The 23,286-nt window shown below is 61.3% G+C and carries 28 protein-coding genes; 8 read left to right on the top strand and 20 right to left on the bottom strand.

The window, feature by feature from the left end:
* Positions 1-124 precede the first annotated feature (124 nt).
* Both AC1RJ3_RS12780 and upp read right to left on the bottom strand, forming a co-directional pair.
* Positions 125-1,399 (bottom strand): uracil-xanthine permease family protein, encoded by a 1,275-nt coding sequence (locus tag AC1RJ3_RS12780; protein WP_493079220.1) that lies wholly within the window; start codon positions 1,397-1,399, stop codon positions 125-127.
* A gap of 2 nt (positions 1,400-1,401) precedes the next feature.
* Entirely contained in the window at positions 1,402-2,040 is a 639-nt protein-coding gene (gene upp / locus AC1RJ3_RS12775; protein WP_019693615.1) for a uracil phosphoribosyltransferase, read from the bottom strand.
* A 164-nt stretch (positions 2,041-2,204) separates the two neighbouring features.
* Here upp and AC1RJ3_RS12770 point away from each other — a divergent pair, with 164 nt between their 5' ends.
* Together AC1RJ3_RS12770 and AC1RJ3_RS12765 are read left to right on the top strand one after the other, a co-directional pair.
* The gene (locus AC1RJ3_RS12770; RefSeq protein WP_054595635.1) at positions 2,205-2,762 is read left to right on the top strand and encodes a hypoxanthine-guanine phosphoribosyltransferase; all 558 of its coding nucleotides are present in this window, start codon (positions 2,205-2,207) and stop codon (positions 2,760-2,762) included.
* Positions 2,763-2,765: 3 nt separating this feature from the next.
* The gene (locus AC1RJ3_RS12765; RefSeq protein ID WP_493079219.1) at positions 2,766-3,239 is read left to right on the top strand and encodes a WbuC family cupin fold metalloprotein; all 474 of its coding nucleotides are present in this window, start codon (positions 2,766-2,768) and stop codon (positions 3,237-3,239) included.
* A gap of 211 nt (positions 3,240-3,450) precedes the next feature.
* Here AC1RJ3_RS12765 and AC1RJ3_RS12760 read toward each other — a convergent pair whose 3' ends face one another.
* From AC1RJ3_RS12760 to AC1RJ3_RS12700, 13 genes are all read right to left on the bottom strand, one after another.
* Positions 3,451-5,040 carry an aldehyde dehydrogenase (NADP(+)) gene (locus AC1RJ3_RS12760; RefSeq protein ID WP_493079218.1) on the bottom strand — a complete coding sequence of 530 codons (1,590 nt, stop codon included), beginning with the start codon at positions 5,038-5,040 and terminating at the stop codon, positions 3,451-3,453.
* A 56-nt stretch (positions 5,041-5,096) separates the two neighbouring features.
* A complete protein-coding gene (locus AC1RJ3_RS12755) occupies positions 5,097-6,014 on the bottom strand; it encodes a dihydrodipicolinate synthase family protein (protein WP_216741282.1) in 918 nt (305 codons plus the stop codon).
* A 96-nt stretch (positions 6,015-6,110) separates the two neighbouring features.
* Positions 6,111-7,148 (bottom strand): trans-3-hydroxy-L-proline dehydratase, encoded by a 1,038-nt coding sequence (locus AC1RJ3_RS12750; protein ID WP_347928914.1) that lies wholly within the window; start codon positions 7,146-7,148, stop codon positions 6,111-6,113.
* 27 nt (positions 7,149-7,175) lie between these two features.
* Positions 7,176-7,898, bottom strand: a complete 723-nt coding sequence (locus tag AC1RJ3_RS12745) for an amino acid ABC transporter ATP-binding protein (protein ID WP_347928915.1) — start codon at positions 7,896-7,898, stop codon at positions 7,176-7,178.
* On the bottom strand, positions 7,891-8,541 hold the full coding sequence (locus AC1RJ3_RS12740; RefSeq protein WP_054595641.1) for an amino acid ABC transporter permease: 651 nt from the start codon (positions 8,539-8,541) through the stop codon (positions 7,891-7,893). Before AC1RJ3_RS12740 ends, AC1RJ3_RS12745 begins: the two co-directional genes overlap by 8 nt.
* 9 nt (positions 8,542-8,550) lie before the next feature.
* Positions 8,551-9,216: an amino acid ABC transporter permease gene (locus AC1RJ3_RS12735; RefSeq protein ID WP_054595642.1), complete on the bottom strand. Its 666-nt coding sequence runs from the start codon at positions 9,214-9,216 to the stop codon at positions 8,551-8,553.
* A gap of 222 nt (positions 9,217-9,438) precedes the next feature.
* Complete coding sequence (locus AC1RJ3_RS12730) at positions 9,439-10,257, bottom strand: ABC transporter substrate-binding protein (protein ID WP_103318457.1); 819 nt, start codon at positions 10,255-10,257, stop codon at positions 9,439-9,441.
* Between the two features lie 281 nt (positions 10,258-10,538).
* Positions 10,539-11,285, bottom strand: coding sequence for an AraC family transcriptional regulator (locus AC1RJ3_RS12725; protein ID WP_489112148.1), 747 nt, complete (start codon positions 11,283-11,285; stop codon positions 10,539-10,541).
* A 28-nt stretch (positions 11,286-11,313) separates the two neighbouring features.
* Positions 11,314-12,582, bottom strand: coding sequence for an FAD-dependent oxidoreductase (locus AC1RJ3_RS12720; protein ID WP_493079217.1), 1,269 nt, complete (start codon positions 12,580-12,582; stop codon positions 11,314-11,316).
* On the bottom strand, positions 12,579-12,815 hold the full coding sequence (locus tag AC1RJ3_RS12715) for a (2Fe-2S)-binding protein (RefSeq protein WP_054595646.1): 237 nt from the start codon (positions 12,813-12,815) through the stop codon (positions 12,579-12,581). The genes AC1RJ3_RS12720 and AC1RJ3_RS12715 overlap by 4 nt, the downstream gene beginning before the upstream one ends.
* Positions 12,812-13,927 (bottom strand): NAD(P)/FAD-dependent oxidoreductase, encoded by a 1,116-nt coding sequence (locus tag AC1RJ3_RS12710; protein ID WP_493079216.1) that lies wholly within the window; start codon positions 13,925-13,927, stop codon positions 12,812-12,814. The genes AC1RJ3_RS12715 and AC1RJ3_RS12710 overlap by 4 nt, the downstream gene beginning before the upstream one ends.
* Positions 13,924-14,859: a 4-hydroxyproline epimerase gene (locus AC1RJ3_RS12705; RefSeq protein WP_493079215.1), complete on the bottom strand. Its 936-nt coding sequence runs from the start codon at positions 14,857-14,859 to the stop codon at positions 13,924-13,926. The genes AC1RJ3_RS12710 and AC1RJ3_RS12705 overlap by 4 nt, the downstream gene beginning before the upstream one ends.
* Before the next feature lie 106 nt (positions 14,860-14,965).
* Positions 14,966-15,646, bottom strand: coding sequence for a GntR family transcriptional regulator (locus AC1RJ3_RS12700; protein WP_216741273.1), 681 nt, complete (start codon positions 15,644-15,646; stop codon positions 14,966-14,968).
* Positions 15,647-15,824: 178 nt separating this feature from the next.
* On the opposite strand from AC1RJ3_RS12700, the gene AC1RJ3_RS12695 reads away from it, so the two are divergent.
* Complete coding sequence (locus tag AC1RJ3_RS12695) at positions 15,825-16,112, top strand: PA4642 family protein (protein WP_103318468.1); 288 nt, start codon at positions 15,825-15,827, stop codon at positions 16,110-16,112.
* Between the two features lie 69 nt (positions 16,113-16,181).
* Here AC1RJ3_RS12695 and mqo read toward each other — a convergent pair whose 3' ends face one another.
* Entirely contained in the window at positions 16,182-17,690 is a 1,509-nt protein-coding gene (mqo, locus tag AC1RJ3_RS12690; protein ID WP_347928921.1) for a malate dehydrogenase (quinone), read from the bottom strand.
* 751 nt (positions 17,691-18,441) lie between these two features.
* Positions 18,442-18,666, bottom strand: a complete 225-nt coding sequence (locus tag AC1RJ3_RS12685; RefSeq protein ID WP_347928922.1) for a hypothetical protein — start codon at positions 18,664-18,666, stop codon at positions 18,442-18,444.
* A 182-nt stretch (positions 18,667-18,848) separates the two neighbouring features.
* Between AC1RJ3_RS12685 and AC1RJ3_RS12680 the strand changes: the two genes are divergently transcribed.
* Complete coding sequence (locus AC1RJ3_RS12680; protein WP_054595653.1) at positions 18,849-19,433, top strand: YajG family lipoprotein; 585 nt, start codon at positions 18,849-18,851, stop codon at positions 19,431-19,433.
* Here AC1RJ3_RS12680 and AC1RJ3_RS12675 read toward each other — a convergent pair.
* Entirely contained in the window at positions 19,415-19,675 is a 261-nt protein-coding gene (locus tag AC1RJ3_RS12675) for a hypothetical protein (RefSeq protein WP_493079214.1), read from the bottom strand. The genes AC1RJ3_RS12680 and AC1RJ3_RS12675 overlap by 19 nt on opposite strands.
* 336 nt (positions 19,676-20,011) lie before the next feature.
* On the bottom strand, positions 20,012-20,218 hold the full coding sequence (locus tag AC1RJ3_RS12670) for a hypothetical protein (protein WP_054595654.1): 207 nt from the start codon (positions 20,216-20,218) through the stop codon (positions 20,012-20,014).
* 182 nt (positions 20,219-20,400) lie between these two features.
* On the opposite strand from AC1RJ3_RS12670, the gene AC1RJ3_RS12665 reads away from it, so the two are divergent.
* Positions 20,401-20,688, top strand: coding sequence for a hypothetical protein (locus tag AC1RJ3_RS12665; protein ID WP_493079213.1), 288 nt, complete (start codon positions 20,401-20,403; stop codon positions 20,686-20,688).
* A 60-nt stretch (positions 20,689-20,748) separates the two neighbouring features.
* Here the strand turns inward: AC1RJ3_RS12665 and AC1RJ3_RS12660 are convergent, their stop codons facing one another.
* Positions 20,749-21,915 (bottom strand): 1-acyl-sn-glycerol-3-phosphate acyltransferase, encoded by a 1,167-nt coding sequence (locus AC1RJ3_RS12660; protein WP_103320205.1) that lies wholly within the window; start codon positions 21,913-21,915, stop codon positions 20,749-20,751.
* A gap of 140 nt (positions 21,916-22,055) precedes the next feature.
* Here AC1RJ3_RS12660 and AC1RJ3_RS12655 point away from each other — a divergent pair, with 140 nt between their 5' ends.
* From AC1RJ3_RS12655 to AC1RJ3_RS12645, 3 genes are read left to right on the top strand one after another with little or no spacing between them, the layout of a single operon-like run.
* A complete protein-coding gene (locus AC1RJ3_RS12655) occupies positions 22,056-22,238 on the top strand; it encodes a CPXCG motif-containing cysteine-rich protein (protein WP_081013733.1) in 183 nt (60 codons plus the stop codon).
* A 12-nt stretch (positions 22,239-22,250) separates the two neighbouring features.
* Positions 22,251-22,511, top strand: a complete 261-nt coding sequence (locus tag AC1RJ3_RS12650; protein WP_054595657.1) for a putative signal transducing protein — start codon at positions 22,251-22,253, stop codon at positions 22,509-22,511.
* 36 nt (positions 22,512-22,547) lie between these two features.
* Complete coding sequence (locus tag AC1RJ3_RS12645) at positions 22,548-23,168, top strand: SOS response-associated peptidase (protein ID WP_493079212.1); 621 nt, start codon at positions 22,548-22,550, stop codon at positions 23,166-23,168.
* The last annotated feature ends 118 nt before the right edge of the window (positions 23,169-23,286 follow it).

Genomic DNA, 23,286 nt, shown 5'->3' with positions numbered 1-23,286 from the left:
GGCTGCGAAGCAGTCGTAAATTCGGCAAACGCGATATGTCTGAAGATATGCGGTTGCAGGTTTTAGGGTCGCTTCGCGACCCAGCGGGAGCAAGCTCCCTCGCCACAGGGGGCTGTATAAGCCGTTAAAGCAACGGCTCATCCGCTTTCTTGTGCTTCCAGCTGTCATTGCCCGGCAGAATCAGGTTCAGCGCGATCGCCACGACAGCGCATAGCGCGATGCCCTTGAGGCCGAAGTCCTGCGCGCCGGTACCGGTGCCGACCAGCATGCCGCCAATCCCGAACACCAGCGTGACCGAGACAATCACCAGGTTGCGCGCTTCAGCCAAATCGATCTTGTGGCGGATCATGGTATTCATGCCCACCGCAGCAATCGACCCGAACAACAGGCAAAGAATCCCGCCCATGACGGGCACCGGGATGCTTTGCAGCAGTGCGCCGAACTTGCCGATAAACGCCAGGCTGATGGCAAAGATCGCCGCCCAGGTCATGATTTTCGGGTTGTAGTTCTTGGTCAGCATCACCGCGCCAGTCACTTCGGCGTACGTGGTGTTAGGTGGCCCGCCGAGTAGGCCGGCGGCAGTGGTTGCGATGCCATCGCCAAACAGCGTGCGGTGCAGGCCGGGTTTCTTCAGGTAATCACGTCCGGTCACGCTGCCGACTGCGATCACGCCGCCGATATGCTCGATGGCCGGGGCCAGCGCCACCGGGACGATAAACAGAATCGCCTGCCAGTTGAATTCCGGAGCGGTGAAGTGCGGCAACGCAAACCACGGCGCGGCAGCAATCTTCGCGGTGTCGACGACGCCGAAGAAGAACGCCATGGCAAACCCGACCAGTACGCCGGAGATGATCGGCACCAGGCGGAAGATGCCTCTGCCGAACACCGCCACGATCAGCGTCGTCAGCAGCGCCGGCATGGAGATCATCATGGCGGTCTGGTAGTGAATCAGTTCGGAACCGTCACCGGCCTTGCCCATCGCCATGTTCGCAGCAATCGGCGCCATTGCCAGGCCGATCGAGATGATCACCGGGCCAATCACCACTGGTGGCAACAAACGGTCGATGAAACCGGTGCCCTTGATCTTCACGGCCACGCCGAGAAAGGTATAAACGAAACCGGCCGCCATCACCCCGCCCATGGTCGCCGCGAGGCCGAACTGGCCCTTGGCAAGAATGATCGGGGTGATGAAGGCAAAGCTCGACGCCAGGAACACCGGCACTTGCCGCCCGGTGACCACCTGGAACAGCAGAGTCCCGAGGCCCGCCGTGAACAGCGCGACATTCGGGTCGAGGCCGGTAATCAGCGGCATCAACACCAACGCGCCAAACGCCACGAACAGCATCTGCGCACCAGACAGCACTGTGCGCCAGAGCGGGTCGTTGAACTCATCCCGCATGCTCACGCGTCCTTCTGCTTGGTGCCGAAGATCTTGTCGCCGGCATCGCCCAGACCCGGGATGATGTAGCCGTGTTCGTTCAGTTTTTGATCAATGGACGCGGTGTAGATGGTCACGTCCGGGTGAGCCTTCTCTACCGCGGCGATGCCTTCAGGAGCGGCTACCAGGACCATCGCGCGGATGTCCTTGCAACCGGCCTTTTTCAGCAGGTCGATGGTGGCGACCATCGAACCTCCGGTGGCGAGCATCGGGTCGATGATCATTGCCAGGCGTTCGTCGATTTCCGGAACCAGTTTTTCCAGATAGGTGTGCGCTTCGAGGGTTTCCTCATTGCGGGCCACGCCCACGGCGCTGACTTTGGCGCCCGGGATCAGGCTGAGCACGCCTTCAAGCATGCCGATGCCGGCGCGCAGGATCGGCACCACGGTAATTTTCTTGCCGGCGATCTTCTCGACCGAAACGGTGCCGCACCAGCCTTCGATATCGTAGGTTTCAAGGGGCAGGTCTTTGGTCGCCTCGTAGGTCAGCAGGGCACCGACTTCCTGAGCGAGCTCGCGGAAATTCTTCGTGCTAATGTCGGCGCGGCGCATAAGGCCAAGTTTGTGTCGGATCAGCGGATGGCGGATCTCACGGATGGGCATGGGGAAAGGCTCCGGCGGCGGGCAAAAAAACCGGCCTAGATTAATCTATCCGAGGGTGTTGTCCTATAGACATACAGTACGTTAGTCCAGAAACGCTTGATCTGACCCGGCTGGATGCGTACCTTTGCTCGCTTTTCCGAATCCGCCACCCCTTGGAGAGCACCATGTCCGCTGATCTCGAGCATATCCGTCAAATCATGCGAGAGGCTGACTGCCTGTACACCGAAGCTGAAGTCGAGGCGGCCATCGCCCGCGTGGGTGCGCAAATCAACGATCAGCTGGCTGATAGCAACCCGGTGGTCTTCTGCGTGATGAACGGCGGCCTGATTTTCTCCGGCAAACTGCTGACCCATCTGAATTTCCCGCTGGAAGCGTCCTATCTGCACGCTACCCGCTATCGCAACGAAACCAGCGGTGGCGACCTGTTCTGGAAGGCCAAGCCAGAAGTCTCGTTCATCGACCGTGACGTGCTGATCATCGACGACATCCTCGACGAAGGTCACACCCTGGGCGCGATCATCGACTTCTGCAAACATGCTGGCGCCCGCGCCGTGCACACCGCCGTACTGATCGATAAAGACCACGACCGCAAGGCTCGCCCGGACCTGAAAGCCGATTTCGTCGGTCTGCCGTGCATCGACCGCTACATCTTCGGTTACGGCATGGACTACAAAGGCTACTGGCGCAACGCCGCCGGGATCTACGCCGTCAAAGGAATGTAAGTCATGGCCGCGCCGAGCTTTCTCGATCAAGCACTGTTTACCGAGCTGGCCGAGAAAGCTGCGGCCAATCCTCGTGGCCGACAGCATCACAACTTCCATCAGATGGAGGAGCCGTGCCACCGTATGGCGGTGGGCTTGCAGCCATCGACGTACGTTCCGCCACATCGGCATTTGAGCGATGACAAGGCTGAAACCCTGTTGGTCCTCAAGGGCCGTCTGGGTGTGCTGCTTTTCGACGACGCGGGCCAGGTGATTGCCAAGCGAATCCTGGAGTGCGGCGGCGATACGCTGGGGATCGACCTGCCGGCCGGTGTTTATCACGGTCTGGTCGTACTCGAAGCAGACAGCGTGATGTTCGAATGCAAGGCCGGCCCGTATCGTCCGGTGGGCGAGGGTGAACACGCGCATTGGGCTCCCCGCGAAGGCGAGCCTGGCGTTACCGAGTATCAGGCCTGGCTGCGCGCGCAGTTCGACTGACGAAAAGCGCCGACCTGTGGCGAGGGAGCTTGCTCCCGCCGGCCTGCGTTCGGGCGTAGCAGTCGTAAAACTGGCTGATGCGTTCTACCTGATAAAACGCAGTCACCTATTTGGGACCGCTTCGCGATCCAGCGGGAGCAAGCTCCCTCGCCACAGGATTTGTGTCCACTTCAGAGGCCTTGTGAGTGACTGGTATCGAGGCAGATCAGGTCTATTCGTCACCCAACCCTTCGCGGGTATTCACCCCATCGACCAGACGTAAAATTCCCAGTGGGTTGGCGTTCTTCAGGGCGTCCGGCAGTAACCTGTCCGGACAGTTCTGATAGCACACCGGTCGCAGGAACCGCTCGATTGCCAGGCTGCCGACCGAAGTGCCGCGAGCATCCGACGTCGCCGGATACGGTCCGCCGTGGACCATTGCATCGCACACCTCGACACCGGTCGGATAACCGTTGAGCAGCAGGCGTCCGGCTTTCTGTTCGAGGATCGGTATCAGCTGCGCGCACAGCGCAAGGTCTTGCGGTTCGGCGATCAGCGTGGCGGTCAGTTGCCCGTGCAAGGCACACAGCGCCAACCTGAGTTCTTGCTCGTCGGCCACCTCCAGCACGATGCTGGCCGGACCGAACACTTCCTCCTGTAGCACCTCATCCCCTTCAAGCAGCAGGCTGACGTCAGCCTTGAACAACTGCGGCTGCACCTGATTGCCTGACGTGCAGGCGCCGCTCAAGCGCGTCACCCGTGGATGCTTGAGCAAGCGCTGCACGCCGCCTTCATAACTACGCCGGGTACCGCTGTTGAGCAGGGTTTGTGGCGGTTTTTCGTTGATCTGCGCGGTGAGTTGTTCGATGCAGGCGCTGAACGCCGTCGAGTGCAGGCCGATGATCAACCCCGGATTGGTACAGAACTGGCCGCCCCCCAGCACGATCGAAGCGCTCAATTCGCTGGCGATGCTTGCGCTGCGGGCCGCGAGGGCGGCGGGTAGCAGCAGCACCGGGTTGATGCTCGACATCTCGGCGAACACCGGTATCGGTTGCGGCCTTGCAGCGGCCATGTCGCACAGCCCCCGGCCACCGTTGAGCGAGCCGGTGAACCCCACCGCCTGGATCGCCGGGTGTTTGACCAGCGCCTCACCGACGCCCGCGCCATAAATCATGTTGAACACGCCTTCAGGCATGCCACTGCGCTGTGCCGCGCGAATGATCGCTGCCGCCACCAGCTCGGCGGTTGCCATATGCCCGCTGTGGGCCTTGAACACCACCGGGCAACCCGCGGCCAGGGCGGCGGCGGTATCGCCACCGGCGGTGGAAAACGCCAGTGGAAAGTTACTCGCACCGAACACCGCCACCGGGCCCAGGCCGATGCGCCACTGGCGCACATCAGGCCGTGGCAAAGGTTGGCGCTCAGGCAGGGCGCGGTCGATACGCGCACCGAGGAAGTCGCCTTGACGCAGCACCCGGGCGAACAGCCGCAACTGGCCGCTGGTTCGCGCCCGTTCGCCCTGAGTCCGCGCAGCGGGCAGAGCCGTCTCGCGACAGACGATGGCGATGAAGTCATCGCCCAGAGCGTCAATTTCTTCGGCGATGGTTTCGAGAAAACCAGCGCGGACCGTGGCCGGCAGGTTGCGATAAATCGGGTAGGCCCTGGCAGCGAAGTGGGCGGCGTCGTCGACTTCCTCGGTGCTGGCCTGGCTAAAGCCATAAGGCAGCAGTTCACCGCTGTGGGCGTCGACGCTGTGCAGAACCTGATCACCTGCGGCGCTGCGGCCGAAGCCGATAAAGTTGTGGCCGATAATGGCTGACATAAAAAATGCTCGGCATGGCCGCGCTCGATGCCGAGCGCGGCAGTGGGGAGGGGCGGTTACAGGCCGACGTCCGGCAAGCTCGGGCGGTTGGCGAGCGCGGCCTTGACCAGCGCCTCGACCTCGCTGCGCTCGTGGTCAAGCAGACCCAGGCGAGGTGGACGGGTCAGCGCCGTGCCGCGGCCCATCAGTTCCTCACAGAGCTTGATGCATTGCACCAGGTCCGGGCGGGCATCGAGGTGCAGCAGTGGCATGAACCATTCGTAGATCGGCATGGCCTCTTTGAAGCGGCCATCGCGGGCCAGGCGGAACAGCGTCTCGCCTTCTTTCGGGAAGGCGTTGGACATCCCGGACACCCAGCCCACCGCACCGACGGCGATGCTTTCGAGCACCACGTCATCGAGCCCGGCGAACAGCACAAAGCGGTCGCCGACTTCATTGCGCACATCGATGAAGCGCCGGGTATCGCCCGAGGAATCCTTGAAACAGACGACGTTGTCGCAGTCGGCCAGGGAGATCAGGATGTCCGGGGTGACATCGTTTTTGTAGATCGGCGGGTTGTTGTAGACCATCACCGGCAGGTCGATGCTGGCGGCGACGCTGCGAAAGTGCGCGGCGGTCTCGAAGGGCTTCGAGGAGTAGACCAGCGCCGGCATCAACATGATGCCGTCGGCGCCCACGCGCTGGATTTCCTTGGCGACCTTGCTGGCGTTGGCGCTGGTGAATTCGGCAACACCGGAGATCACCGGCACCCGACCTGCGGCGGCGTCCCTGGCGACTTCCACCAGGCTGATTTTTTCTTCGGTGCTCAGCGAGGTGTTCTCGCCGACGGTGCCGCAGATCACCAGCCCCGACACGCCGTCACGCACCAGCCCGCTGATGACCTTGTGCGTGCCTTCATAGTCGATGGAAAAGTCCGGGTTGAACTGGGTAGTGACCGCAGGGAAAACGCCGCTCCAGTTAACGTGCTTGCTCATGTTGCCTCCGATGATGACTATTTAGTATTTCGTATACGTTTAAATTGAGCACTGAAAGTGCCGTGGGGTTCAAAGGGTTTTGCCAGGTACGGTGTTTCAAATAGTCAGGTCGACGGGCCAGGTGTCGGACAGTCGATAACCGCCCGGCCAAGGATCGCTTGGGTCGAGCAGATGCTGGTGGGTGCCGGTGATCCAGGCGCGCCCGGACAGGCAGGGGATAATGGCCGGACGGCCGGCGATTTCGCTGGTGCTGTCGATCCGGCAACGAAACTCGGAACCGATGATCGAACGCCCGATGAACACTTCACCCACTGCCAGTTGGCCTTTGGCGTGCAGCACCGCCATGCGCGCCGAGCAACCGGTGCCGCAGGGCGAGCGATCGATCTTGCCGGGGCGGATCACCACCGCATTGGCGGCACTGGCCACGCCGTTGGTGCGGTCGAGCGGTGCGGCGATCTGGCAGAACGAAATATGCTCCCAGTCCGGGTTCAGCGGGTGCACGAACCCCAATTGTTCATTGGCCGCTTGAGTGATCTTCAGACCGCTGGCGACCAGGTCCGCCGCTTCATCGGCGGTCAACGAGAAGCCCAGGCGCTGGGCATCGACGATTACAAAGCTGTCGCCGCCATAGGCAGTATCGACCTGCAGTGAGCCGAGGCCTTCGACTTCGATCCAGGCATCGAGCTTGTCGGCAAACGACACCACATTCCGCACCTCGACCCGCTCGGCCTTGCCGTTGCGACACTGGGCAGTCACTTCGATCAAGCCGCCGGGGGCTTCGAGCACCAGCCGGGTCAGCGGTTCGGTCATCGGTAAAATGCCGCTGTCGAGCAGTACCGTGGCTACGCACAGCGAGTTGGAACCGGACATCGGCGGCGTATCAGCCGGTTCCATGATGATCCACGCCATGTCGGCGAGCGGGTTCTTGGACGGCACCAGCAGATTGACGTGACGAAAGACTCCGCCGCGCGGCTCGTTCAGCACGAAGTTGCGCAGGGTCTGGTCCTCGGCAATCCAGCGCGACTGCTCCCACAGGGTCGCGCCGGGCGGTGGTGCGACGCCGCCGACGATAACGTCACCGACTTCACCTTCGGCGTGGCAACTCACCACATGAATGATCTTGCTCGAACGCATGACTGTCTCCTGAGGCCTGACTGTGGGTTACAACACCGACTTCAGGAAGTCGGCGGTTTCTGCACGTTGCGGTTGACCGATCACCTGGTCCGGTGAACCGATTTCGTGGATCTTGCCGTCGCGAAAGAACGCCACCCGGTCCGACACATCCCGGGCGAAACGGATTTCGTGGGTCACCAGGACCATGGTCATGCCTTCCTCGGCGAGCAGGCGCATGGTGTCCAGCACTTCACCGACCAGTTGCGGGTCGAGGGCTGAAGTGGCTTCATCGAACAGCATGTAGTCCGGCGACATGGCCAGCGCCCGGGCAATCGCCATGCGCTGTTGCTGACCGCCGGAAAGCTTGCTCGGAAACACCTTGAGCTTGTCGCCGAGGCCCACGTGGGTCAGTTGGCGCACGGCGATTTCTTCAGCCTCCTGACGGCTTTTGCCGAGCACCTTGCGCGGGGCGAGCATCACGTTCTCCATCACCGTGAGGTGCGGGAAGGCGTTCCATTGCTGGAAGACGATGCCGATTTTCTGCCGCAACTTGTTCAGGTCGGTGCCGCTGGCATGCACCGGCGTGCCGTCGACGCGGATCTGCCCGCCCTGAATGGCTTCCAGGCCGTTGATGCACATCAGCAAGGTCGATTTGCCCGAGCCCGAGCCGCCGATGATCGACAGCACCTCGCCTTTTTTCACGGTCAGGTCGACACCCTTGACTACTTCCAGGTTGCCGAAGGATTTACGCACGTTCTCGATCTCAATCATTTTCCTGCCACCTCTGTTCGAGCCGCGCACCCAGACGAGCGATCACCAGGCTCATGACGTAGTAGATAAGGCCGGCCAGGGCCAGGACGAACAACGGTTCCTGGAGCCGGGTGACGATGGTTTGCGAAGCACGCAGCAGTTCGACGATGCCGATCCAGAGCACCAGCGAGGTGTCTTTCATGACCGCCAGTGTCAGGTTGATCCAGCCCGGAAACGCCACCCGCGTGGCCATCGGCAGGACAATGTGCAGCAAGTCCTGGCGGTGACTGAGGCCCAGCGAACGGGCGGCTCGCCGTGTGCTCAACGGCACCGAGAGCACGCCGCCGCGAACGATTTCTGCGCAGTAGGCGGTGGAGTAGGCGCCGAGGATCACGCAGGCCACGGTGAACGCGCTCCAGTTCAGGCCGACGATCGACTTGAACGAGTTGAGCAGCACAAACTGGATCAGCAACGGCACGCTGCGAAACACGTCCAGCACCCAGGCCAGCGGCAGACTCACACGCGGCAGCAAGGCCCGAACCAGGCCACAGGCGACCCCCAGCAACGTGCCGATCAACATCGCCCAGAACGTCAGCAACAGCGTGGTGCCGGCACCTTGCAGCAGGTAGAGGAAGTCGCCCGAGGTAAAACTTGAGGTGTACATGCAGACCTCCTAGTACCGAAACAAACGCCAGGCCAGCAGGCGGGCGATCAACACCACCAGCTTGGCCAGGACGAAGTAGAGGACGGCGGCGATGGCGAAGAACTCGAAGGTGCGAAAGGTCTTCACGTTCAGCGCCTGGGTCACGCCGGTCAGGTCGCTGGTCAGGCCGACCACCACGCCCAGTGACGTCATCAGCAAGGCCCAGACCATTTGATTGGTCAGCGGGTAAAACACCACGCGCAGCAATTGCGGCAGGACCACCAGCCGATAAGCCTTCGGTGCGCTCATGCCCAGTGAGCGGGCTGCGCGCAGTTGGGTTTCCGGCACGGCGTTGAGGCCGCCGCGAAAGGTCTCCGCCAGGTAGCCGGCGTTGTTGAAGGTGATGCCGATCAGCAATGCCAGCCATGAGCCCATGTGAATGCCAAAGGCGCCGAGGCCGAAGTACAGGATGTACACCTGAAACAGGGCTGGGGTGTTACGTGCAATCGACACCCAACTGGCGGCCATCGCCCGCAACAGGCGCTTGTCGGACAGTTGGCCGAGGGCCAGGAACATGGCGATCAGCGTGCCGGCCAACATCGACAGCACCGCGATTTCCAGAGTGATCCGCGCGCCGTCGAGCATTTCCGGCAACGCCTGGAAGGCGGCGCGCCAATGGAAGGTGTAGTCGAACATCAAAGGAGTTCCTTGGTTTTCAACTGGTTTGGGGGCCGGGTTTATCCTGAATATCTATCAGCTAAACGCAGAACCTGTGGCGAGGGAGCTTGCTCCCGCTGGACTGCGTAGCAGTCCCATTTTCAGGGCCGCTCCGCGCCCCAGCGGGAGCAAGCTCCCTCGCCACAGGTTCTGCACTTGACTGACATTCAGGGCCAGCCCATCCCCTCGGCTATGCAGTCCTTAGCGATACACGCCGCTGGCCGTCAGCTGTGGCGCGGTGCCGCCGACCCATTGCGCGAACAACTCCTGATACCGCCCGGAGCGCACCTGGTGATTGACGAACAGGTTCAGGTAGTTGATCAGGCCGAACTCATTGCGCTTGGCGCCCAGCGACACGTAGTCGATGTCATACGGTGCGGTGCCGGCGACGCTGAGGTTTTTGTACTTGCCGGACTTGATCAGTGACGAGGCGACCGTCGAGGTCACGGTCGTCGCGTCGATCTGCCCCTGGCTCAGCGCAAGCACCGCGTCGGCCAGCGACTGGTAGGCATGGAAAGCGCCCTTGGCGTTGGCCCATTTCTTCACGTCGTTTTCCAGTGCGATGGCTTCAAACGTGCCGGCCGGTCCGCCCACCGAGTGGCCCTTGAGGTCATCGTAGGATTTGATCCCGGCGTCGCTGCGGGTCAGCACCACCATCTGGAAGGCGAAGTAGGGAATGGTCATGCCCACGGTCTTTGCCCGCTCCAGGGTGTCGGAGGTGGAGGCGACGATCACGTCAGCGCGGCCGGAAACCAGTGCCGGGATTCGGTCAGGGAACGGCGTCTCGACAATCTCGGCTTTGACCCCGAGGGTTTTTGCCAGGTCATTGCAGTAGTCGACATCGAAGCCGGCCGGGGTGTTCTTCTCATCGCGAAAACCCATCGGCGGGAAGTCCAGGGTGACCGCACAACGCAAGCTGCCGGACTCGATGATGTCGTCGAGTTTGTCGGCCTGGGCCTGGGCGATGAACGCGCTGCTCAGCAGGGCGGTAATGAAGACGGCGGGTGCAGGATTTTTCATAAGGGGCCTCGTTGTCGGATGGTGTCGAGCGTTGGGCAATTCTTATCAAATGTGTATTTAGAATTTCGTATACGATATTTGATATGCACTGGATGTGCCAAAAAACCGCGAGCCACATCGGGTTAAACCTTCGACGGCCTGCAAGGCCCGAAACAGACGCCAGCCGCCAGCGACGCAGATTCCGGCCAGGGACATACGCGGCAAAGACGGACGCCTCGACGACGGGTGTCGTGTCACAAAAGGGAGCAGGGTTTGGCGGGGTGCGCAGTAACGGGTAACAGTCAGCGATGGTTGTCGCGGTACTGCGAAGGGGACACGCCGGTGAGCGCCTTGAACTGGCGGCTGAAGGCGCTGTGGTCGGTGTAGCCGCAGCGCAGGGCGATCTCGGTGATCGGCAGTTCGCCCGACAGCAGTTGCGTGGCTGCACCCAAGCGTGCCTTGTGAATCATCTGCCGGGGTGTCAGTTGGAAGATCCGTTTGCACAGGCGCTCCAGTTGCGCCACGGAAAACCCGCTGAGGGCTGTGAGCTCACCGAGCGCAATGTGTTGTGCGTAGTGCTCGCGGATATGCCCGTCGACCGCCGCGAGTTTTTCGTAAGCCGGATGACTGGACTGGGGGGCGAGCAGATCGTAGGAAATCCCCGCCATGCCGATAATGCGCCCCTGTGTATCGCGCAGTGCCAGTTTGTGGGTCAGGCACCAGCCAGGTTCGCGTCCGGGATAAAGGTGCAACTCCAGCTGATCGCTCAACGGGCTGCCGTCACTCAGTACTCGCCGGTCCTGCTCGGTGTAATGCGGGCCGAAGTGCGAGGGAAACACCTGCTCAGCTGTCTTGCCGAGAAGCGCGTTGGGCTCTTTGGCGCCGCAGCGCTGGGCCAGGGTCTGATTGATCAGCACGTAGCGGGCGGCGGTGTCCTTGATGAAGAACACCACGCCGGGCATGGCATCGAGCAGCGGAGTAATCAGTTGCAAACTGCCCAATAGCTCGGGCAGGTCGCGGGGGCAGGGCAGTGGCAAGGGGAACGTCATCTGGTGGCGGCCCGCAGGGATGAGGGCCTTACTCTACGGTGACGGACGCGCCATTGGGAAGCTCGGCAAGCTGCAACAGCGTATCGATGCGCGTTGGGGAAAACGGCGGGCGTGGCGCCGGTTGTGGCCAGTCGAACAGGTAACGGGTCGCCGCGCCACAGACTCGCCCCTGGCAGGCGCCCATGCCGCAACGGGTGTGCAGTTTGGCCTGGTTCCAGCCGGTGCAAGTCTTGAGCGCCGACAGTGCCACGTCTTCACAACGGCAGATCAGCGTGTCGGGCGTTGCCAGCTGTTTGAGTTCATCGCGCAGGGCAAAGCTGCGCCGTAACTGATCGGCGAACGCTTGCCAGTGTTGCCGTTGTGGCCAGAGCGCGCGGGCCTGCTGCACTTCGCCAACGGCCATCAGCCCAGCGATGGCACCTTCGACCAGCGCCAGTTCACTGCCTCCGAAACCTGTGCATTCGCCCGCCGCATAGTGCCCGTTCAGGCTACTGAGCTGGCTGGTGTCGACGGCAATTGCGTCGTCCTTTAATTCGCAGCCCAGCGCTTGGGCCAATTGGGTATTGGGGATCAGGCCGAAGCCGCAGGCCAGTCGCTCGCAGGGGATGTCGACGATCCGCCCCTGACGGTTCAGGCGAACGCCTTGCAGGTGACTGTCGCCATAGGCTTCGAGGACATGACTGTCGCAGCGGTAGTGACGATCAAACAGTTGAACCGCTTGCAGGCCTTTGGCCGGCCATTTGCGCAGTTGCAAGGCGAATCCGGCGACCGCACTCAGTGGTGCTTGTTCGGCAATCTGCAAAACCTGAGCGCCCGCCTTTTTCGCGGTGGCGGCGCTGGCCAGCAGCAGCGGACCACTGCCGGCAATCACCAGCCGCTCGCCAGCCACCGGCATGCCGCCCTTGATCAGCGCTTGCAACCCGCCTGCGCCGGTAACGCCGGGCAAGGTCCAGCCAGGAAACGGCAGCAACAGTTCACGGGCACCGGTGCACAGAGTCAGTTGTTCGTACTCGATGATCCAGCCGTGTTCTGGGTCTTCCAGCAACAGTTTTTTCGGGCCGGCCAAGGCGACCACGCGTGTCGAATTGAACACCTGCACGTTACTTGCCGCTGCGAGTTTCTGGCGATGAGCCTGGGCACTGGCCGGCAAGTGTGCGTTAACCCCATCACGCCAAATTTGCCCGCCGGGCGCCGGGTTGTCATCGATGATGGCGATGCGTGCGCCGCTCGGTGCGGCGGCCAACGCGGCCGCCATGCCTGCCGGTCCTGCGCCGATAATCAGCAGCTCGACATTCATGGCCGGGTCTCCACGCGCATGCCTGTGCGGCAGGTGGTTTGGCAGGCGAGGCGGCGCTGCCCGTCGATGTTCACCCGGCACTCCTGGCAAACCCCCATCCCGCAAAAAGGTGCCCGGCGCTGACCGCTGACCGAGGTTCGGCTGCAGCCGTCGCCTGCCAGATAGAGCAGCGCCGCAACCGTCGTGCCGGCATCGACCGTTACGCTGCGGCCGTCGAGACTCACTTCAATCATGCGCGTAACCCTTGTGCAGTGGACAGGAAACGCCCCGGCAGGTAAGGCGTCGGGTCGATGGCCGGGGTGGAATTACACAGCTGCGCGGCCAACAGCTGTGCGCTGCCGGGGGCGGTGGTCACGCCCAATCCTTCATGCCCGGCCGCCAGCCACAAACCTGCTTGCTGTGGGTGTTCGCCGAGCAGCGGCAAGCCATCGGGCGTGGCGGCGCGCAGGCCGGTCCAGCTGCGGATAGCGTTCATCCCGGCCAGTTCCGGCAAATAGTCGATCGCCCGGCGCAGCATGCGCGCCAACACGGCCGGTTCGACGCTCAAGTCGGTGGTGTCGAACTGACGCGATGAGCCGAGAAAGAGTTGCCCGGTCGGACGTGGCTGGGCATTGAAGGCCACCGAGGTGCCTTCGCTGGCGTGAGCACTGGTGACATAGCCCAGTTCGACCAGTTGGTGATGGATCTTGCCGGGGTAACGGTCGGTGATCAGCAGATGGCCTTTCTTCGGGCGAATCGGCAGGTCGGGGCACAGCTCGGTAGCGTGAATGCCGTTGGCCAGCACCACCGCTTCGGCACGCAGCCGCTCGCCGCTGCTCAAGCGCAACTGATTGCCGTCGACCTGCGTGACCTCGACCGTGCGCCGAGTGATCCGCCCAGCGCTTTGCTTGAGCAGCCAGTGCGCGGCGTTTGGCGCATAGAGAATGCCGTCACCGCTGACCTTCAACGCGCCACTCAGGCCGGGACGGAGCATTGGCTCGGCTTCGTAGAGTGCACGCGGGTCGAGCATTTCGCAGGCGATGCCGCGGGCCTTGAGCGTCTGGCGTTTGTGCTCGGCGCCGGCCATTTCCTCGTCATTGGCGGCCAGCCACAGCGTGCCGCAATTGCGGTAGGCGCAATCGGGGTCCAGACGCGGCACCCACTGCCGCCAGAGTTCAATGGAGTATTGGCTCAGCGCCAGTTCGGCCGGGTTGTCATCCATCGCCACCAGGTGACCCATGCCGACTGCCGTGGCGCCGCCGCGCTGGCTGTCGAGCACCAGCACGTCGAGCCCGCGTTGCGCCAGCTCAAAGGCACAGGCACTGCCAACAATACCGGCGCCGATGACAATGACGTCGGCATTCATGAACCGATGCCCCACACGAACGGGTCGTCTTCCTCCAGCAACAAGTGGCTCTCGCCACTCATGTGGGCGCGACCGCGAATCGTCGGAATGATGTGTTGCTCGTCGAGCCGCTCGTAGCTGGCTTCGAACTGGCTGCCGATCACACTGGCCTGGCGCCAGACTTCACCGGGCTGCAATTTGCCGTCGGCTGCCAGGCACGCCAGCTTGGCGCTGGTGCCAGTGCCGCAAGGCGAGCGGTCGTAGGCTTTGCCGGGGCAGAGGACAAAGTTGCGGCTGTCGGCCACCGGGTCGTCGGCAAACAGCTCGATGTGATCGATTTCGCCGCCGTCCTCGCCGCGAATGCCTTGGTTCTCCAGTGCTTCGCGGACCGCCCAGGTGTAGGCGGTCAGGGCTTCAAGATTGTCGCTGGCGATGCGTTGGCCGTGGTCGGCGATCAGGAAAAACCAGTTGCCGCCCCAGGCGATGTCGCCGCTGACGATGCCGTAACCCGGCAGTGTCAGTTGCACGGCCTTGCGATAGCGATAGGCCGGGACGTTGCGCACGCTGACCGAGCGATCCGCGTGCAACGTCGCCTCGACCGTGCCGACCGGGGTTTCGATCCGGTGCACACCAGGCTCGATGCGTTCGAGATACGCCAGCGAGGCCACCAGGCCAATCGTGCCGTGACCGCACATGCCGAGGTAACCGCTGTTATTGAAGAAAATCACCCCGGCACAGGCTTCGGGATCTTGCGGCTCGCAGAGCAGGGCGCCAACCAGCACATCGCTGCCGCGCGGTTCAAGTACCGTGGCGGTGCGCCAGTGGTCGTGCTCTTCGGCGAGGCGGCGCTTGCGTTCGGCCATGGAGCCGCTGCCCAGTTCCGGGAAACCGGCGATCACCAGGCGTGTCGGTTCACCGCCAGTGTGAGAATCGAGGACGTGGATACGTTTCATGAAGGGCGCCACCTTGCACAGGAAATGTCTGTGCAAGACTGGCGTTTGAGGCGCGGGATGGCTTGAGGGTTTTAACCGTTACCGATGACGAAATCGGCACACCCGATCAGATCCGCGCGGGGGCATTGGGCAGGTGTTCATAGAGCGTGCGGCACACACCAATGATGTGCTGCTCGATCAGTTCGGCGGCTTTGTCGGCGTCACCGGCCCGGCACGCGGCGATAATGTCGCGGTGCTCGTGGTCCGCACGGTCCTTGCCTTCGGAAAAACTCATCTGCATGCGCAGGTAGCGTTCGACCTTGTCGTGAATCGAGCGAATCAGGTTGAGCAGGAACGGCCGCTGCGCCGGCTCGTAGAGGCAGGCGTGCAGCGCCCAGTTCAACTCGGCCCAGCGCCCGATGTTATTTTCGTCGAGGAACTCGGCACAGATGCTTTCGGCGCGGGCGAACGTGGCTTCGGTCATGTTCGGCACGGCCAGGCGAATCGCCTGGACCTCCAGCAGCACCCGGACTTCAAAGATCTGCGCCAGCTCGGGCTCGGAAATCTTCGTCACCACCGCGCCCTTGTTGCGCTGAAACTGCACCAGGCCTTCCGCCTCAAGGCGTTTGAGCGCCTCGCGCACGGGGATCTTGCTGACATTGAACAAGCGGGCGATGTCGTCCTGACGGATCGGTTCGTCTTCGGCAAAGTGACCGCCGATGATGGCCTCGCGCAGATGCTTGACGATGACTTCCGACGCTGAAGGCACAATCCCCAGATTGGGGGCATTGAAGCTGGGTAGAGGCACGTGAATGAATCCCGGCAGGCGTGATGGCGAATATTGTATACGAGCGCGTCAGCGCACCAAGCGCTTTTCCGTCAGGCGCATTGTCCGGGCGCACGCATTGAGTGCTGGTCGTTGAGGCTTGGGGCGGGGCGGGGGTAAACTGCCCGCCCCGTGAGATGTCTGCGAGCTGGAGTCGGCAATGCGTAAAGATAAGAAACAGGTGATTGGTGACGAGATCGGCGATGCGCAGATCAAATTGTTCCTCGATTTTGAACCGGTCGACGCGACATCACCGTCCCTGCACAAACTGATCAAGGCCTACCGTGGCCTGCGTATCGACGATTTCGAGCGTTTCCTGGCGTTCTTCATCGAGGCCGGTTACGACCTGGATGGCAAGGACGAGCACGGCAAGGACTTCGTTGCCCTGATCCAGGATCAGCGTAATGCCGCCGACTACATCGAGTTGATCCAGAAAGCTCGCGGCTAAGATCTTTCAAAAGCCATAAAAAAACGCCCCGCTCTCAACGAGAACGGGGCGTTTTTTTATGCGGGGGCCTCAAGCGAAGCTTGGGGTCTCGCTGCTTTCTTCAACCAGTTCCAGCGCGATGTTGTTCTGCGCATTGATCTTGCGATACAGCGCAGCATCGGTTTCCAGGACTTTTTCCCGGGCCGGGAAGATTTCGGCCAGCTTGGCTGCCCACTCACCCTTGGCTTTGTTCGGGAAGCATTTTTCGATCAGCTCAAGCATGATCGACACCGTGACCGAGGCGCCAGGCGAGGCACCGAGCAGCGCGGCAAGCGATCCGTCCTTGGCCGCAACCAGTTCGGTACCGAACTGCAGGATGCCGCCTTTTTTCGGGTCTTTCTTGATGATTTGCACGCGCTGGCCAGCGACTTCCAGACGCCAGTCTTCGGCCTTGGCCTGAGGGTAGAAGCGGCGCAGCGATTCCAGGCGTTGTTCCATCGATTGCATCACTTCGCTGACCAGGTACTTGGTCAGGTCCATGTTGTTTTTCGCCACGGCCAGCATCGGGCCGATGTTGCCGAGGCGAACCGACATTGGCAGGTCCATGAACGAACCGTGCTTGAGGAACTTGGTGGTGAAGCCGGCGTAAGGTCCGAACAGCAGGGACTTCTGGCCATCGACGACACGAGTATCCAGGTGCGGCACCGACATCGGTGGCGAACCCACTGCTGCCTGGCTGTAGACCTTGGCCTGGTGGTGCTTGACCACTTCCGGGTTGTCGCAACGCAGCCATTGGCCGCTGATCGGGAAACCGCCGAAACCTTTGCTTTCTTCGATCCCCGAAGCCTGCAACAACGGCAAGGCCGCGCCGCCAGCACCGAGGAACACGAACTTGGCATCGACTTCGCGGGTGTTGCCGCTGTTGACGTCCTTGATGCTGACGGTCCAGCCGTTGCCGTTGCGCTTGAGACCGGTCACGCGCTTGCAGTACTTGACCTGGGCATCGGGTGCGCTGGTCAGGTGCTTGAGCAGTTGATTGGTCAGGGCGCCGAAGTTGACGTCGGTGCCGTTGATCACGCGGGTTGCGGCGATGACTTCGTCGGCCGGACGACCAGGCATCATCAATGGCATCCATTCGGCCATTTTTGCCTTGTCTTCGGTGTACTCCATCTCGGAGAAGGCGTGGTGCTTGCTCAGCACCTTGAAACGTTCCTTGAGGAAGGAAACGCCTGCGTCACCTTGCACGAAGCTCAGGTGCGGGACCGGGCTGATGAAGGATTTCGACGAGCCGAAGGTGCCTTTTCGGGTCAGGTAGGACCAGAACTGCTTCGACACCTCGAACTGGGTGTTGATGTGCACGGCTTTCTTGATGTCGACGCTGCCGTCAGCGGCCTGTGGCGTGTAGTTCAGCTCACACAGCCCGGCGTGCCCGGTACCGGCGTTGTTCCACGGGTTGGAACTCTCCGCGGCACCGGAATCCATCAGCTCGACGACTTCCAGCTTGATCGCGGGGTCGAGCTCTTTGAGCAATACAGCAAGGGTGGCACTCATGATGCCGGCCCCAACCAGTACTACGTCGACTGCTTCGTTATGCGCCATTTAACGCGTCTCCAAAATCTGCAGCACCAAATTGTCGGCATAGCTGCCAGGCGTGACGGGGCATGCTCTGTAGAGCCCCGGGTCACCCATGGCCAGGATCGCCATGTCCGAATCTTCGCAATTTTTTGCAACTTCGACAGACGCTACCTACCGGGCTCAGGGTTCCTATGAACTCACTTCAGCGCGCGGGAGGCAATTCGACTTATGGTCGATACGTCCGTTTGTGCAACCAAATCCGTAGTGGACAGGCTTCAGGCTCCAGTTCTTGAGGAGTACTCGGTCCTGTGTCGTTGGGCTGTTGTAGACGCTAATGGTGCATATTCAGACGCAAAACTATTCATTTGCTCGCCACACTCTTGTGAAGTTGTGAAAACCCGTTTTTTTCACGCTCTTTTGAAGACGTGAACCTCAAAAAAGGGCTGTCCCAGCCTGGCACCGTGTCCGCATGGATTGCCGCCATGGGATACAGGGCAGGCAAAACGGGCAAACAGCTCAGTGACCGAGCGTAACGACAGCTCTGGCAGATTCGCGAAAAGTGGTGGTTTGCAGGATAAACAGCAAGCTCGCCAGCTTCACTCGATCTGTGTGGGCGGCTCTCTGTGGGCGGTGCGGGGGTTGTCAATACAAGCGCATTGACGATGCTGCGAGGCCCGATCAGGAGACGTCCTTATAATCGGGGGGAGATTGTAGCGAAGAAACGCAGGGAAATGGTCGTGTTTAATGACTTTTATTAGCCATTCGGTCAGGTGGGCTAAACGGCATGCAACCGTGCATGAGCATTGCGCGGGCTCAGACGGGCGCTGGCCGGCAGCGGCTGGTGCAGCCAGTTGAGACGAATCTCTTCGATTTCCACCCAACCATCGCCCTCTGGCGGCACGCGACAGTGCTTGAACGCCAGGCAGCATTGATTGCTGTCGAGCTGGGCGAAGTAGCGATATTTGCGGCGTGAAGCAAACAGCGACCAAAGAAATTGCATGGCAATGCCCTCGAGGTGAGACGGCCTTGAAGTTAGCAGTGTGGCATGACACTGGCGTTACGGAGCACCCGATACACGTGACATTGCGTATCTCTTCAGCAAGTGTTCAGGGTTGCTGGTTCGAAGGTGCTGCCCCCCGCTATACTGCGGGTCTGTCTGTATTTGTATCTGGAGAGTAGCGCATGTTGCAACGCCTGTTGTTCGGTTTGATCACTGTGACCAGCTTGACCCTGGTTGGCTGCGCCAACAGCCCGCAACAACTAGCCCCGGAGCCGAAACTGACGACTCAGTTGGCGCCGGTCGGACATGGTCAGCCGGTGGTGGTGAGGGTGGTTGATGGCCGTCCGTCGCCAACCTTGGGCACTCGTGGTGGCCTGTACCCTGAAACCAGCGCAATCACGGTGCAAGGTGCGCAAATCCTGCCGAAGCTGCAGGCCCAGGCCGAAGCGGCTGTGCGTTTGCTGGGTTTCACGCCAACGCCTAATGCCTACAACGTGCCGCAGTTGACGGTGACGCTGGCGGAGCTGACGTATCAGTCGCCCAAAGAAGGCATGTATGTGACTGAGGCGACGATTGGCGCGGCTTTCCGCTCTGATGTGCAGAATGCCAACCATCGTTACAGTGGCCGTTATGCGGCGTCGCTGAATCAGCGTTTTGGTATGGCGCCGAATCAGGAAACCAACACCAAGCTGGTGAGTGATGTGTTGAGTGATGCGTTGACCCGGTTGTTCAAGGATCCGACGGTGGGTCAGATGCTCGCCCAATAACGGCTGGTTATCCTCAAAACCCCGGTGTCAGTGATGGCTCCGGGGTTTTTTGTGCCTGCCGGTTTTTTGGGGGGAGGCTTTCTGTAGGAGCCGGGCTTGCCCGCGATGGCGGCCTGACAGCCGACCAATCTCTTGCAGATGTACATCAATCCATTGTGGGAGATGTACACCAATCCATTGTGGGAGCCGGGCTTGCCCGCGATGGCGGCCTGACAGCCGACCAATCTCTTGCAGGTGTACATATCCATTCCTGCGGTAACGGCCACTTACGGTTTCGCTCTTACAGCGACTCCCTTTGGCAGACGCCCCAAAGGAAGCAAAGGTCTTCGCCCCAAGCGTACGGCACCTCGCTTAGGCTCGGCGTTCCCTCGCTACGGTGTCCATCAGGGGGCATCGCCTACGGTCTGCTGCGCGACGACCTCCTCTCGATGTGTCCGGCTGCGCCGTACGGCGCTGCGCGCCCACCCCCTGATGAACACCTGCGCTCGGCCTCCCGATAGGGGCGGGTGGATCAAGATCAACAGCAAAGCACGGCGGCCTGCCGGCCGGCCTGAGTGGTGGGGGGAGGGGCGCGGCTACTAGGCCGCTTCTACATAAAAATCCAGCATGCTCACGCCGGTCAACAGGTCGGTTTCCGGCAGGTCGGCGTGTGGGTGGCCGCCCAGGGCGCAGTAGACGAGCCAGTGGCGGTCCTGGACGTTGAAGGCGAGGCTGCCGACGAGGTTTTGTTGTTCGTCGCTTTGGGTGATGAGGTAGAGGCGATCCTGGATTTCTGCGTGCAGCATGACAGGCTCCGTGTCGGTTTCGAGGGGCGACAGACTGGCTTGTTAAGGTGACGTTCAGGTGACAGTGCGCATTAATCAGTAAATTACTGGTCACTGGAGTGCAAAGTGCGGGGCGTAAAAAGCGTCTGGCCACTTGCCGCTGTTTTCAGGCCACAAGTGCTGTTTTTTACGTAAGGGGCATGATGTCGCTGCATATGAGCTGGTCTGCTGTCAGCGCTCATCCCGGGAGCCTGATGAATCTTTTTGCGTTGTTGATCGCCTTGCCCGGTGCCTGGCTGTTGCACGTGACCCGTCGCCGCGAGCGGCTGGCGCTGAAGAACCTGGAGGCACAAAGCGCGGTACAGGCGATCGATGAACCGCTGCTGTTTCCGGAAAGCGCGACACTGCGCCTGAACCGGTTTTGCTACCGTTTCGGCTTTGCCTGCCTGGCCTTGGCGCTACTGCTGTCGTGGATCAGCCGGCATTTTTGAGGTTTTCATCGCACATGAAAACGGCGCCCCGAGGCGCCGTTTTTGTATTCAGCCGAAACCTTACAGCGGCAAACCCGCTTTGACCCGGTACTGATTGCGCACCGGTGTTGCGTATTGCAGCACCAGGAACGGCCGATGTTCCTCGGGGCAGGCATCGAGGCGGCTTTGCCATTCTTGCTGGGCCTTGGCCAGTTCCTCGGCCGGGAACAGTGTGGCTGCGCTCGGCACCTGCAGTTGCGGGTCGGCGTTGCTCCATTGGGCGTACGCCAGGTAGTGCACCGGGAACAACCGGTAACCGCCGAGGATCTGCCGGTCCATCTCGATTGCCAGTTGCTTGGTGTCTTCGAACAGCTCGCTGATCGGTGCCGCGAAGTTCACGTGGACCCGGCCTTTGTAGCCGGTGATGCCTTTGGCGATGCTTGCATCGTCCTCGCCGGGCACCTTGGTGTAGCTACCGGTGGTAGCGCGGATGTACAGCTCGCGGGCCTTGGCCTGATCGCACGGGTCGTACTCGTAGCTGATCGACACCGGTGTCAGGTTCAGCGACTGGATGACCTCGCCAAACGGCTCGTCCTTGCGGCTCATGTGGAACATCTTGAGGATCGCCGACTCGGTACGGTCGTCACCGTCCTTGGCGCGGCCTTCGGCCTGGGCGATCCAGATCGACTGGCAGTCGTTGAGGATCGAGTGATTGATATAGGCCGAGAGCAACTGATACGCCGCCATCTTCTCGCGCCGACCGCTGATGGAGCGGTGCACGATAAAGCTCTTGTTCAGGCGCATCAGATCGCTGACGAAGGGCTTTTGCAGCAGGTTGTCGCCAATCGCGATGCGCGGCGTCGGCAGGCCGGCGTGGTAGATCGCGTAGTTGACGAAGGCCGGGTCCATCACGATGTCACGGTGGTTGGCCAGGAACAGATAGGCGCGGCCGGACTTGAATTGCTCGACGCCGGTATAGGTCACGCCGTCGGTGGCCCGCTCGATAGTGTGGTCGACATAAAACTCGACCTTGTCCTGCAAGGTTGCAACCGAACGGACGCCGGCAAACTCACGGCGCAGCCGATAAGCTATAAGTGGTTTGAGCATCCAGCCAAAAGCACCGGCAAAACGCGGGAAGCGGAAGTGGGTGAGGATATCTAGAAACGCCTTGTCGCCCAGCAACCGTGCCAGCACCGCTGGGACTTCGCTGTCGTCGTAAGGTCGGATGGTATCGAATTCGCCCATCATGCTCTCTTGTTAGAAACGGCTAGGGTAAGTAATGGATTGGATCGATTACGGCAGGAGTACAGTCTGAAAAATACGCTCAAACAAAAATGGCCCTGCAAATAGACCGGCGATTATACGCACAAGTCACTTGGGAGACCGCGATGCTGGAAACCGAGCGCTACGAATGTCCTTATTGTGGTGAAGAGTCAGAGGCAGTTCTGGATTTGTCGGGAGGGGATCAGACGTATATCGAGGATTGCCCCGTGTGTTGTCGGCCTATCACATTTACTCTGCAGACCGATGGTCATGAATGGATGCTCGAAGTTCACAGCGAAAACGAGTGAAGGGTGGCGGCTATGCAGCGCATTTACGAACCGGAAAACCTGATGGAAGGTGAGTTGTTGCAGGGCATGCTGGCCAGCGAAGGGGTCGAGGCGCATCTGGTGGGGCGTGATCTGCTGGGCGGCGCGGGCGAGTTGCCGGTGTTCGGGCTGCTTGGACTGGCGGTGGATAACGATCAGGCGCAATACGCGCGCGAGTTGATCGCTGCGTACAATGCCGCACTGCCAATGCCCGGCGACGAACCGGATAGCTTCCCCGACGTCCTGGTCTGTTAGGCTGACGTCCGTTTTTGTTCAGAGTCGTGTTGCCCCATGTGTGGACGTTTTGCCCTGTTTCGTTGGAACCCCGCGTTCGCGGCCTTGCCCGGCTTCCCGGCCGATCAGCAGGCGCAGTGGAATATTTCGCCCAATGATTCGGTGCTGATCCTGCGCGCCGAGGCGGGGCAGCGCACGCTGGCCCGCGCGCGTTGGGGGCTGACGCCGCCGTGGCTGACCGACCTGTCGAAGACTCCGGCCCATGCGCGGGCAGAGACCGTCGCCGAGCAACCGATGTTTCGTGAGGCTTTCCGTCTGCGCCGTTGCCTGTTGCCGGCCAACGGCTTTTACGAATGGCGTGGCACTACCCGTAAACGCCCGTACTGGCTGACGCCAGGCGAAGGTTCGGCGCTGTTTTTTGCGGCGATCTGGGAAGCGTATCCGGTGCAGGAACAGGTGTGGCTGAGCACGGCGGTGGTGACTCAGGCCGCCTCGAGTCAGCGTCGTCCGTTGATTCTCGATGCCGCTGGTCAAGAGGCCTGGCTCAACCCCGAAACCCCGTTGCACACCTTGCAGGCGCTGCTTGCCAGCGAACCGGCCGCCTTGCGCGAACGGGTGCTGGCGAACCTGGTGAATGATCCGAAACTCAATGCGCCGGAATGCCTGACGCCGGGCTGATGGGTGGCGCCTGTGCTGACGCCATCGCGGGCAAGCCTTGCTCCTACGGTGCTGCGGCATGCCGTTTTATGCGGTCCGGTCACCTCTGTAGGAGCAAGGCTTGCCCGCGATAAGGTCC

The sequence above is a fragment of the Pseudomonas sp. GW822-FHT04C11 genome, assembly GCF_058800905.1.
The sequence above is the reverse complement of the archived record's forward strand: the minus strand, read 5'-3'. Positions and strand labels throughout refer to the sequence as shown.